The 12,500-nt window shown below is 70.1% G+C and carries 9 protein-coding genes; 3 read left to right on the plus strand and 6 right to left on the minus strand.

Features of this window, described 5'->3' with window-relative positions; all coding sequences use genetic code 11:
* Positions 1 to 153: 153 nt before the first annotated feature.
* The 6 genes from ACF08M_RS40765 to ACF08M_RS40790 form a co-directional block, all read right to left on the minus strand.
* Positions 154 to 1,086, minus strand: a complete 933-nt coding sequence (locus tag ACF08M_RS40765; protein ID WP_392190367.1) for a GNAT family N-acetyltransferase — start codon at positions 1,084 to 1,086, stop codon at positions 154 to 156.
* Complete coding sequence (locus ACF08M_RS40770; RefSeq protein ID WP_392190368.1) at positions 1,083 to 3,254, minus strand: peptidase C14; 2,172 nt, start codon at positions 3,252 to 3,254, stop codon at positions 1,083 to 1,085. The genes ACF08M_RS40765 and ACF08M_RS40770 overlap by 4 nt, the downstream gene beginning before the upstream one ends.
* A 64-nt stretch (positions 3,255 to 3,318) precedes the next feature.
* On the minus strand, positions 3,319 to 4,158 hold the full coding sequence (locus ACF08M_RS40775) for an SDR family NAD(P)-dependent oxidoreductase (RefSeq protein ID WP_392190369.1): 840 nt from the start codon (positions 4,156 to 4,158) through the stop codon (positions 3,319 to 3,321).
* Positions 4,159 to 4,346: 188 nt separating this feature from the next.
* Positions 4,347 to 5,192: an amidohydrolase family protein gene (locus ACF08M_RS40780; RefSeq protein WP_392190370.1), complete on the minus strand. Its 846-nt coding sequence runs from the start codon at positions 5,190 to 5,192 to the stop codon at positions 4,347 to 4,349.
* Positions 5,189 to 6,376, minus strand: coding sequence for a mandelate racemase/muconate lactonizing enzyme family protein (locus ACF08M_RS40785; RefSeq protein ID WP_392190371.1), 1,188 nt, complete (start codon positions 6,374 to 6,376; stop codon positions 5,189 to 5,191). Before ACF08M_RS40785 ends, ACF08M_RS40780 begins: the two co-directional genes overlap by 4 nt.
* Positions 6,376 to 7,746 carry an aspartate aminotransferase family protein gene (locus ACF08M_RS40790; RefSeq protein WP_392190372.1) on the minus strand — a complete coding sequence of 457 codons (1,371 nt, stop codon included), beginning with the start codon at positions 7,744 to 7,746 and terminating at the stop codon, positions 6,376 to 6,378. Before ACF08M_RS40790 ends, ACF08M_RS40785 begins: the two co-directional genes overlap by 1 nt.
* A 290-nt stretch (positions 7,747 to 8,036) precedes the next feature.
* On the opposite strand from ACF08M_RS40790, the gene ACF08M_RS40795 reads away from it, so the two are divergent.
* The 3 genes from ACF08M_RS40795 to ACF08M_RS40805 all read left to right on the plus strand — a co-directional run.
* Positions 8,037 to 8,894, plus strand: a complete 858-nt coding sequence (locus ACF08M_RS40795) for an IclR family transcriptional regulator (RefSeq protein WP_392190373.1) — start codon at positions 8,037 to 8,039, stop codon at positions 8,892 to 8,894.
* Positions 8,895 to 9,100: 206 nt separating this feature from the next.
* Positions 9,101 to 11,248, plus strand: a complete 2,148-nt coding sequence (locus ACF08M_RS40800; RefSeq protein ID WP_392190374.1) for a peptidase C14 — start codon at positions 9,101 to 9,103, stop codon at positions 11,246 to 11,248.
* 41 nt (positions 11,249 to 11,289) lie between these two features.
* On the plus strand, positions 11,290 to 12,500 hold a 1,211-nt coding region (locus ACF08M_RS40805), incomplete at its 3' end, for a Gfo/Idh/MocA family protein (protein ID WP_392190375.1).

Raw genomic sequence — 12,500 nt, forward strand, 5'->3', positions numbered from 1 at the left:
CACATCTGCGGGAAACACCCGCGTCAGCAACCCCACAGACACCAAATCCGACAACCGGACATCAGACGACGGCTTCACCCAACCAGAACGCGGCACCCCCCCAAGATACCCCAGAAACACTTAACTGAACGGTATTGGCCTTAAACGCCGAGCTCAGAAACAGTCCCCGTACCAGTGCGCCGCGCCGGGCGCCGTGACCGTGGCCCGGACGGATTCGGCCGTGGCGTGCAGCGGGCGCGCCATGCCCACGTGCTCCTCCACCGACCGGGGCTCCACCAGCAGGGCCGGCAGGGCCGCCCGGACCCCGGGGCCGTCGGGAATCCGGACCCGGGCCCGGCTCAGCCCGGCGTCCCGGCCCCGTTCACCGACGGCGGCGAACAGTTCGCCCAGGCACTCGGGTGCGCCCGCGAACTCCCTCACCTCCACGTACTCCCCCGCGTGCTGGGCCACGATCCAGCCGACGAGCGCCCCCGACGCGGAGTCCTGCGCCACGAGCGACCGCTCGACCGGGCCGTACCAGGCGGGCACCCGCACCGCCCAGTCCTCGGGCGCCCGCAGCGAACTGAGCGCCCTGTTCGCGTTGTACGCGTGGTGCAGGGCGGCCACCTCCGCACCGTCCCGGGCGGTGGCCGCACGGACCCGGAACGTCCCGGAGGCGGCCGGGGACGCCAGTGTCCCCTCGGTGCAGGTACTGCCGAACTCCTGCCATCCCGAGCCCCGGTAGACACCGGGCGTATCGGTGAACAGCAGTGACCAGGCGCAGTGTTCGGCCCTCATGGTGCGCTCCGCCTCCACCAGCAGCCGTCGCACCAGGCCCTGGCCCCGGGCCTCGGGGCGGGTGGCCACGCTGCCGATGCCGCCGACCCGCTGCAAAGCGCCGTGCGCGTCCCGGATCAGCCGGGGCACGTAGACGACGACCGCGTCGATCCCGCCTCCGGGACCGTTCTGCGCGACGAACGTGTGCCGGTGCCGGTCCGGGTCGAGGGCATGCAGGGAGGCGATGTGCGGGGCGTCGAAGCACCGTTGCCACAGGGCGTCCAGGGCCGGATCGTCGGCCGCGGTGGCGGTCCGGATGACGGCGGTCACAGGGTCAGGTTCCCGTCCGTGCGCACCGAGTCGCCGCTCGCGGGCATCGCGGTCCGCTTCGTACCGTCCTCCACGCACGCGGTGTGCAGGACCGAGTCCAGGGCGTCCGGGGCGAGGTGGAGCGTGCCGCCGGTGAAGCGGCTGCCGGTCGCCGCGTAGTGGTTCGTGCCGTCGGTGATGCGCACATGGGCGGTGTCCGGTGCGGAGGCGGCGCTGCTGAGTGCGGTGATGTCCCAGGTCGTCCTCCCCGGGCCGGCCGCCCGGCCGAGCAGCGCCCTGGCCTTGTTGCTCCCGGTGAGGCGGGCCCCGCCGGTGACGGTGAGCCGCTGGTCGCGCACGGCGCTGAGTTCGATGCCGGTGTTGTCGTAGCGGCCGCCGTCGATCCGCAGGTCGGCCGATCCGACCGAGAGCGGGGCCGCGTTCTCGGCGCCGGTGACGGTGCAGTCGGTGAAGTGGACGGGCCCCGCACCGCGCAGGACCGCGCCGTCGACGCCTTTGAAGGTGCAGCGTATGAAGTGGACGGGGGCGGTGACCGGGGTCTGGACGAGGACGGCGCCCGCGGGCGGCTCGAAGGAGCAGTCGCTGATGGTGGTCGGCCGGGTGGAGCGGGCGGAGCGCTGGGCGACCGCGAAGGTCTTGGCGGTGCAGCCGCGGATCTGGGCGCCGTCGGCGTTGACGGTGAGGGTGCCGGCCTGGTCGAAGGTGGGACGCGCGATCACCGTGATGTCTTCGAGTGTCAGATCGGTGATCTTGGTGTTGGCGGTGAACCAGGAGCAGACATGTCTGCGCACGGTGATCCGCTTGGCGGAAATACCCCATTGCGCACCGGAGTTGGCGATGTCCATCAGTCCGGAGTTGCCGTCGAAGAGCAGGTCGTGCTCGTACTGGCCGTGGGTCGTGAAGGGGTTGCCGCCCGCGTCGTCGCCGTCGCCGTGGCAGTTCACGACGGTGCAGTAGGCCGAGGCGGTGAGGTCGTTGAGATGACGGACGTTGCTGGTCGTGCAGTCCGCGACCCGTCCGTACAGGCAGTAGATCTGCTGGGTGAGGTAGCCCGCGCCGCCGTACTCGACGGTGGGCGGGTTCTTCAGGCTGCATTCCTCGGTACGGAACCGGGTGCACCAGCGGCGCATGATGACCGGCCAGAAGGATCCGGTGGCGTGGATCCCGGAGACGTCGCAGCCGACGGCGTACTCGAAGCTGACGGGGTGGGAGCCGGTGTATTCGTCGGGTCCGGCGCCCTCGAAGGCGATGTTGCGGATGTGGGTGTTGCGGACCGGCTCGACGCGGGTCCAGGTGAGGGTGCGGCCCGCAACGAGTTCCCATCCGTTGAGGTAGCCGATCCGGATGTGGTCCGCGTCGATTATCTCGGTGATCTCGACCAGCTTCTGCAACTCGCGTTCGTCTCCGCCGCCGCCCGCGACCGGGTCGACCTGCACGGCCCACCACTGGCCGACCTCGAACGCCTTGGCATCGGGGACCGGGAAGGTGTCGGTGAGCTCGATGACCTTGCCGGAGAGCGCGTGCTTGACGGTGGTGTCGGTGACGGTGCCGCGGAAGGAGAGGACGGCGCCGAAGGGGTTGTCGTGGGTGTTCTTCTCGATGCCTTCGGTGCGTATGCGGTGGCCGCCGAAGTCGAGTTCGATGTGGGAGCGGTTGAAGAGGTGGCGCTTGGTGAAGAGGAGGTCGGTGTGGGCTTCGATGCGGTGGACGTTCTTGTCGGCGGTCATCGCGTCGAGGGCGGCGTCGGCGGGGGTCCTGGCGTCGAAGTGGCCGAAGGTGCGGAAGTCGAGGGTTCCGGTGTGGAGCTGGTGCCAGCGGCCGGTTGTGGTGCCTTCGGGGGCGAGGACCGTTCCGCCGTTGTGTGCGGCGGTGGACTTCCGGTCCCAGCGCACGGCCATCGCGCCGCCGTCGCCGGGGGTGTGGTAGCCGGAGATCAGGACCTGGGTGCCGTTGTCGAGCGGCTTGGTGTTCAGCCCGCGCAGCTCGGCGACCGTGCCGACACGCAGCACATCACCGGCGTGCGCGGGTGCGGCCTGCGCCGAGCCGGTGGCCACGGCCGAACCGGCCATGACCAGACCGGCCAGCCCCGAAGCCCGCAGCAGAGCACGACGGGACGAGGCGGAAGGCGAGTCGGAGGACGAGACCGGGGACGATGCATGGACGGACATGGCGAAGGTGCTCCTCACGGTGTCGATGCGTGCTCGATGAGGACCGGCTGCCGGTCGGTCGCGGTCAGATCGTGTTGCGGTAGGGCGGCATGAAGCGCATCCGCGGCATCTGGTCGGCCAGCACTCCCCCGTCGACGACGATGCGTGCCCCGGTGAGGTACGCCCCGGCGTCCGAGGCGAGCAGCAGCAGTGCCCCCACGCACTCGTCGGGCTGTGCGTACCGGCCGAGCGGGATGCGCTCGCGGTACGCGGATTCGAAGGCCTCCCGGTCGAAGGGGAATTCGCCGTCGATGGGCGTCTCGACCATGCCGGGGGCGAGGGTGTTGGCGGTGATGCCGTGCGGGGCGAGTTCGACCGCCAGGGTCTCGGTGAGCAGTTGGGCAGCGGCCTTGGAGGCGTTGTAGTGGGCCAGGCCGGCCTCCGCCACCAGGGCGTTCTTCGACGTGATGGTGATGATGCGGCCGGCGACGGAGTCCGCCGTCATGTGCTCGGCGATGCGCTGGGTCAGGAAGAAGACGGCGTCGACGTTGACCCGCATGATGTGCGACCAGCTCGCGGGGGTGATCTCGTTGAAGCGTTCCAGCGCCGCCGTTCCCGCGTTGTTGACCAGGATGTGCAGCGGTCCGGCCTCGGCGCGTACGGCGTCGGCGAAGCCGGGCAGCGCGTCGATGTCCGCGAGGTCCTGTCCGTAGGTGCGGACCCTGCGGCCCAGCGCCTCGACGGCCGCCGCGGTCTCGGCGACGCCGTCGGCACCGGGCAGGTCGACGAGGACCAAATCGGCGCCCGCTTCGGCGAGTCCGACGGCGAAGGACCGGCCGAGGCCCCGGGCGGCTCCGGTCACGACCGCGGTGCGGCCGGTCAGGTCGAAGCGTTCGGTTCCGCGGGGCGGGACGGCTGCGGTCATGGCGGGGGTTCCTCCAGGCGGAGAGGTACGGAGAAGGGTGCGGCGGGTCCGGCCCTGATCCGCCGGAAGGGTCGGGCCGCCGCGCAGGGACACTGGGGTGGGAGCGCGGCGGCCCGGCTGCCGGCCGGCGCCCTCGGACAGGGTGTTGACCCGGGCGCGGGCCGGCAGGTTCGTGGGGAACGGCCCGGTCAGCCGTTCAGGCCCAGCAGATCCAGCGACGGCCGGTGGATGATCTCCTCCACCGCGTCCACGTCGAGCGGCGGCAGTCCGGGGATGCCGGGGATGCTGGCGATCTCCCGCAGCCCCTTCACCGAGTCGTCGACCGTCGTGAACGGGTAGTCGCTGCCGAACATCAGCTTGTCGAAGACCCCGTAGTCCTGGACGAGCCGGAGACTGTGCCAGAGCTGGAAGGGCCGGTAGTGCAGGGCGCTGATGTCCGCGTACACATGCGGGTGCTTGCGGATGACCGCGATGCACTCGCCCTCGAAGGGGTGGCCGAGGTGGGCGAGGACCATCCGCAGTTCCGGATGGCGGATGGCCACGGCGTCCAGGTGGCGGGGCATCGCCCACTCCAGCGGCGCCGTCGACACGAAGGTCGTCCCGGTGTGCACGAGGAGCGGAAGACCGTGCCGTTCGGCGTAGCCGTACAGCTCGTCGTACTCCTCGGCCGCCGGGTCGAAGCCCGCGTACATCGGCATCAGTTTGATGCCGCGCAGGCCCAGTTCCTGGTGGCCGTAGCGGAGTTCGTCCTGCCAGCCGGGCTGGGTGGGATCGAGGGAGAGGTAGCCGATCAGCCGGTCGGGCTGCTGTCCGGCATACGCGGCGACGGCCGCGTCGTCGACCCAGAGCCCGCTGCGCCGCGCCTTGCCGCCGACGACGATCGTGCGGGTGCCCTCGGGCGCGGTGACGGCGTACTCCTCCCACTTCACCGTGAGGTCGACCTCGCCCGCGTGGGCGCGGGCGGAGTCGGACCTGAACGGGTCGGTGAAGTCGTGGCTGTGCCGGAAGAGGTGCGAGTGGACGTCGACGATCATGTCCGGTTCCGCTTCTCCCAGCCGTCCGCGAACATGTTCCAGAAGCGGTGGCTGGGCGGGTGCTCCTCGAAGACCTCGTCGACGAGCTCGACACCGAGACCCGGGGCGGTCGGCAGGCCGATGCGGCCGTCGACGATCGGGAGGGTGCCCTTGAGCGCGTCGAAGACGTAGTCCTCCAGGAGTCCGTCGAAGGTTTCGAGGATCTTGAAGTTGGGGATGCCGAGCGTCGCGTGCACCGAGACGGTGGTGCAGAGCGGCGAGTTGGAGTTGTGCGGGGCCACGAGCATGCCGTGGGTATCGGCGATCGCGGCGAGCTTCCTGACCTCGGTGAGGCCGCCGGCCATCGAGAGGTCGGGCTGGATGATGTCGACCGCGTTCGTGGCGAAGAGCTGCTTGTACTCGTAGCGGTTGTGGAAGTGCTCGCCGCCGGAGATGGGGAACGCGGCGCGCTGCCGCAGTTCCGCGTACCGCTCGATATGGGTCCAGGGCATCGGCTCCTCGAACCAGCCGATGTCGAAGGGTTCCAGCTCCCGTACGAGCCGGGCAGCGGTCGGCATGGCGAACCGTGCGTGGCCCTCGATGAAGAGGTCCACATCCGGTCCGATGGCCTCGCGGACGGCGGCCACGAGGTCGACGGAGCGGCGCAGTTCGGCGCGCTCCAGCTCGTGCAGACCGGGGCCGAAGGGGTCGAACTTGAGGGCGGTGAAGCCCTTCGCCACGGTCTCCTTCGCCTTGGCGGCGAAGACCTCGGGCTCGCGTTCGCCGGTGTACCAGCCGTTGGCGTACACCCGTACATCGTCCCGGCAGGCACCGCCGGTGAGCCGGTACGCGGGGACGCCGAGCGCCTTGCCCATCAGGTCGTACATCGCCTGGTCGAGGCCGGACAGGGCGATGCCGCCCATGTCGCCGCCGCGCAGGAAGTCGCCCTGGTAGACGCGGAGCCAGAGCTCCTCGACGTCGAAGGGGTCGGCGCCGATGAGGTGCCGCTGGGCCAGTGCCTCGGTGAGCGCGCAGACCTCGCGGACCCGGTAGGGGTGGGTGATCTCGCCGATGCCACTCAAGCCCTCGTCGGTGTGGACCCGGACGTAGCCGAAGTCGCGCCAGGAGGTGCCGAGCATCAGTGTCTCGACGCGAGTGATGCGTCCGGCGGGGCCCGCCGGACGAGTGCGGTTGACGGTCAGCATCAGCGGGTCGCCCCGCCCATGGTGGAGGTGTTCTCCAGGTCGCGGGCGCCGCCGTTGGCGAGGACGGCCTTGACCGCGGCCTCGGTGCCCTCGATCAGGCGGTCCACATCGGCGTCGGTGTGGGCGTAGCTGATGTGGCTGCGCTTGAGGTTGAGCGGCAGCTCGAACAGGCCGTGGTCCAGGAGCCCCCGGCGGTAGCCGACGAAGAGCGAGGCGTCGTTGTTCAGCAGGTCCGCATAGGTACGGGGGGTCTCGCCCGGCATGAAGTAGCTGACGAAGACGGAGCCGTAGCCGGTGACGACGGCGGGGACGCCGAGGCGCTCGTACAGTCCGGTCAGTTCGGTACGGACCCGCTCGCCGAGCCGGAAGACATGCTCGTGGACCGGCTCCTCGCGGAGCTTGCGCAGGGTGGCGAGGGCGGCGGCGACGACGGACGGGTGGCCGTTGTACGTACCGGCGAAGAAGGCGGGGGCGCCGGGGCGGGTGGAGAAGAGGTCCATCAGGTCGGCGCGGCCGCCGATCGCGCCGACGGGGGCGCCGTTGGCGATGGCCTTGCCGAGGGTGGTGAGGTCGGGGGTGACGCCCGAGATCTTCTGCCAGCCGCCGATGTCGTGACGGAAGCCGGTGATGACCTCGTCGAAGATCAGGACGCTGCCGGCCCTGGTGGTCTCCTCGCGCAGCGTGGTGAGGAACTCCTGGTACGGCAGGAGCGCGCCCACGTTGTGCGGGACGGGTTCGACGATGACGGCGGCGATGTCGGAGCCGTGCTCGGCGAAGGTGCGGCGGACGGCCTCGCTGTCGTTGAAGGGCAGGACGAGGGTGGCTTCGAGGACCTCGGGCAGGATGCCGGTGGAGATCGGGTCGTGGCCGCCGACCATCGAAGGGGTGGAGATGACGTTGAGACTGACCGCGTCGTGCCAGCCGTGGTAGCAGCCCTGGAACTTGACGACCAGGCGGCGGCCGGTGGCGGCGCGGGAGACGCGCAGCGCGTGGAACGTGGCCTCGCTGCCGGTGCTGGTGAGCAGCACCTTCTCGATCGACGGGATGAGCTCGGTGAGCTGTTCGGCGAGGAGGACCTCGCCCTCGGTGACACCGACGCCCATGTGGCCGAGGGTGGCGCCGGCCTCGGCGGTGGCGCGGGCCACGTCGGGGTCGTTGTGGCCGAGCAGCGGCGGGCCGAACGCCGAGTGGAAGTCGGTGTACTCACGTCCGTCGGCGGTACGGAACCGTGCGCCGTCGGTCCCGGTGACGACCAGGTCGGTCAGTCCGGGAACGCTGCGCTGGCCGCTGTTCACGCCGCCGGGTACGACCTGGCGGGCGCGCTCGGCGAGTCGGGCTCCGGATTCGTTGCCCACCGGGCCTGAACTCATGGTGCTTACTCCTTGCGTCGAGAGTCGTCGGTTTTCGCAGGCCCTGCCCGGCCCGTGAGTCCCTGGCGCCATCCGCCCGGCAGTCGCCGCAGGAAGAGGGTGATCCGTGATGCTTGGTGGTGCGTTTCGAGAATTCTGAACACTGTTCTGTAGAGCAGAACAGTGCCTGGATATTACGTGCGCCACCAGGGCCGGTCAACCCCTTTCTGAACGCAAAAAGGCTGGATCTCAAGCTTTCTTGGCGGAGAAAGCGCCTTCCGATCCTCTCGGAGGCACTAGGCTGTTCTGCTATGACGAACAGTGCTGCCCCAGAAGAACCGAAGTACTGGGTCAAGAGCGTGGCCAGGGCAGCGGACATCCTCGAAGCGCTCGCCGCCCCCGCGCAGGGGAACGGCCTGAGTGTCACGGAGGTCGGCCAGGCCTGCTCCATCTCCAAGAGCGCCGCCTTCGGCATGCTCCAGACCCTGCGTGCCTACGGCCTCGTCTCGGACGACGGCGAGGGCATGAACCGCCGCTACCGTCTCGGCATGAGCCTGGCCCGGCTCGGCGACCGGGCCCGCTCCCAGGTGTCCTTGCGCGCAGTGGCCCACCCCGTCCTGGCCGAGCTCACCCGGACCACCGGCATGGCGTCCAGGCTCGCCGTGCCCGAGGACGGCCACGCGGTCGTCGTGGACCAGGTCGAGCTCGACCAGCGCGTCCGGCTCGACCTGCGGATGGGCCAGCGCGAGCTGCCGCACTGCACGGGCCTGGGCAAGGCGCTGCTGTCCGCGGTACCGCCGAGCGAGGCCGCCGCGGTCGTCGAACGGTTCGGGCTGCCCCGGCGCACGTCCCGCACGATCACCGATCCGGCCACCTTCCTGTCGCATCTGCGCGACATCGCCCGGGTCGGCTACGCCCTGGACGACGAGGAGGACGCCGAGGGCATCATCTGCATCGGCGCACCGGTCTTCGACGACCGTTCGGTGTGCGCCGGAGCGGTTTCCATCACCGGTCTCAAGCTCGGTCTGCCGGCCTGGCGCTACCAGGAGCTGGGCAGTCAGGTACGGGACGCGGCCCGGCGGATCAGCCTCTCGCTGGGCTGGGTCGACGACAGGGAGAGCGCCGCATCCGACACCGACACATCGCATTCCGACGGATTCGAGTCTTGACCAATCGGCTCAACGCGCCGTAGGTTCCCTGCCAACCAGGTGACACTCACTCGTCACCAGCGATTTACCTCTTCCGGTCCGCTTCCGACGCCTGCCCATCGCGTCGTGGACATCCGACGACCGGACCCTTTTCAGCCATCCGCCCTTGGCAGTCCACCGCAGGAACGCTCCCTCATTCCCGGCACTTCTCGGAAGGCGAAGTCCGCATGAGCGTTCCGCACCACCCCTCCTCCGCCTCGTCCCGTCGTGCTCTGCTGCGGGCTTCGGGGCTGGCCGGTCTGGTCATGGCCGGTTCGGCCGTGGCCACCGGCTCGGCGCAGGCCGCACCCGCGCACGCCGGTAATGTGCTGCGTGTCGGCACGGTCGCCGAGCTGCGCGGGCTGAACACCAAACCGCTCGACAACGGCACCCAGGTCCTGATCTCCGGCTACCACACCCCCGGCGACGGCGGCGCGATGGCCGTGCGCTGGGACCGGAAGTCCACCGCCGCACACAACGGCGGAACGGTCCTCGCCCCCGAAGGCACCACAACCGGTCGCTGGCACCAGCTCCACACCGGAACCCTCGACTTCCGCACCTTCGGCCACTTCGACGCCAAGACCCCCGCCGACGCCGCCCTCGACGCGATGACCGCCGACAAGAACGTCCACCGCATCGAAGCCCACACCGACCTCCTCTTCACCAAGCGCCACCTCTTCAACCGCTCCCACATCGAACTCGACTTCGGCGGCCACCGCATACGCACCGAAGGCATCGAGAAGAACACCCACGACAACCCCTTCGGCGCCGTCCTCTCCTTCCGCGGCACCGTCACCGACACCACCGTCGAACACACCCTGGGCGCGGCCATGCCGGACCTCTCGGACCTGTTCGAGGTGGGCGACTCGTCGAAGTTCGCCGTCGGCCAGTGGTGGGCCGTGGAGATCAACGCCCTGGCGGGAAAGTACGAGAAGGAGATCCAGCGCCTCGTCCAGGTCACCGATGTCGTCGACTCGACGCACATCCGGGTCAACTACCAGATCGGCTGGGACCTGGCCGCCGGCCGCACCCTCACCTGGACCCGAATCGAGCCCGTCGACCGCGCCCATGTCCGCAACATGGTCTTCGAGGGCTGGGGCGACGACGAGATGACCGGCTCGCACCCGGTCGCGTACGAGTACGCGGTCCGCTGCGACGTCTCCGGGATCGAGGCCATCGGCACCTTCTGGCCGGTCGTGATGCGCCGCTGGTGCACGTACTACCGCACCGAGCAGTGCTCGCTGACCAACCCCAAGTCCGTCACGTACGGCGGCGCGGGCTACCTCACCCAGCAGATCTACTGCCTCTACGGGCACGTCGAGGACTGTCACACCTCCAACGCCCGTCATCTCAACGACTTCACGGCCTCCGCCTACTGCTACGTCACCAACTGTCACGGCGACGGCGACGACGAGGGCCCGTTCGTGACGCACGGACAGTTCGAGCACGACCTCGTCTACACCGGCAATTCCGGCCTGATGACATTCGCCAACTCCGGTGCCGCCTGGGGCGGCAGGGCCAAGCGGATCACCGTCCGCCGGCACGCCTGCTCCTGGTTCGTGGCCCGGGTCAAGATCACCGATCTGACGCTGGAGGACGTCCTGGTCATCGGCAAGAAGTCCCTCGCCGGTTCCGGAATGCTCTGGGTCAACGCCGACGGGGTGCAGATGCGCGGCTGCACGGCCTCCGGTCCGCTGATCGTCTCCCGGGCCTCGGACCTCTCCGCCCGGCCCAATGTGATCGCCGACTCCTCGTTCGCGTTCGCGGCGGGCGCCGAGATCACCCAGGCCAACGTCACCGCCCCGCTCACCGTCCAGCGCAGCGTCCTCAAGGGCGTCGACGGCGCGGTGTTCAACGGCACCGGCCCGCTCACCCTGGACCAGTGCACGCTGACCGGCTCCAAGGACACCGCCCCCGTCTCGCTCGCGCACACCGACATCACCGTGCTCGGCGGCGAACTCCGCGACACCGGGCTGAAGCTGACCTCGTCCAAGGACCAGCGCCTGCGCGTCGACGGAACGCGGCTGACCGGAACCAACAAGGACGGCGCCCTGCTGGCCCGTACCGGCTCCGGACGGACCGTCGACTGGCAGCTGACCGGCCTCGACTCGACCGCGCCCAAGGGCACCGCCCATGTGCTGGTCACCGAGGGCCCCAACCGCTACCGGAACACCGGCTCCACCTTCACCGGCGGCCGGCTCGAACTGCGGCCCGCGGCGTTCACCGGCGACAGCCATCTGCTGCACACCGGCTGCGTCGAGAACGGCACCGAGCGCACCGCGCTGCCGGACGAGGGCGACCGCGTCGCCCACACCGCGGCCACGCTGCGCATCTGACCACCCCTCCCATCGAGCACCACCGAGCACCAGGGATTCCCGTGTCCACGCATACCCCGATCACCGGCCGGCCCGTACGGGTCGCGCTCGTCGGAGCCGGCAACCGCGGTCTGACGTACGCCGAGTGGATCAAGGCGCACCCCGAGCGCGCCGAGCTCGTCGCCGTAGCCGATCCGCGCCCCGCGGCGCGGGCCGCGGCCGGCGCACCCGTCGAGTTCGACGACTGGCGGCCGCTGGTCGAGAACCGCATCGCCGACGCCGTCATCGTCGCCACCCAGGACCGCTTCCATGTGGAGCCGGTGCTGGCGCTGGCCGAGGCCGGATACGCGATCCTCGCCGAGAAGCCCCTCGCCCCGACCGAGGACGAGACCCGGCGGATCGTCGAGGGCGTGGAACGGTCCGGAGTCCTGTTCGCGGTGTGCCACGTCATGCGGTACACCCCGTACACCGACCTGGTGAAGGAGGTCGTGGACTCCGGCGTGCTCGGTCAGCTGGTCTCCCTCGACCATCTGGAGCCGGTCGGCTGGTGGCACTACGCCCACAGCTATGTGCGCGGGCCGTGGCGCAGCGAGAAGGACTCGTCCCCGATGCTGCTCGCCAAGTCCTGCCACGACCTGGACTGGATCACGTACGTGATGGGCGGCCGGATCGAGCGGGTCTCCAGCTTCGGCGGGCTGAAGCACTTCCGGCCCGAGAACGCCCCGGCCGGGTCCGCCGAGCGCTGTCTCGACTGTGCGGTCGAGTCCGACTGCCCGTACAGCGCGCTGAAGCTCTACATGCCGACGCTGCGCGAGAAGGGCGCGGTCTGGCCGGTCACCCATGTCACCGAGGCGACCGACGAGGCCGGTCTCGTGCAGGCGCTGCGCGAGGGCCCGTACGGCGTCTGCGCGTACCGGAGCGACAACGACGTGGTCGACCACCAGGTCCTCGCCATGCAGCTGACGGACGGGGTGACCGCGACCTTCCAGATGGTGGCGTTCACCGAGCAGACGCACCGCCAGACCCGGATCTTCGGCTCGCACGGCTGGCTGATCGGCGACGGCGAGCGGGTCACGGTGCAGGACTTCCGTACCGGCGAGACCACCGTCCACGAACTCGGCGCCTCCGGTTCGAACGCGGCGGACGGGCACGGTGGCGGGGACGCCGCGCTCGTCGAGGCCTTCGTCCACGCCGTCGCCACGGGTGACGCCGGGGCGGTCCGCTCCGGTCCCGCCACCTCGCTCGGCAGTCATCTGGCGGCGTTCGCCGCCGA

The sequence above is a fragment of the Streptomyces sp. NPDC015032 genome (assembly GCF_043080425.1).
Classification (GTDB): Bacteria; Actinomycetota; Actinomycetes; order Streptomycetales; family Streptomycetaceae; genus Streptomyces.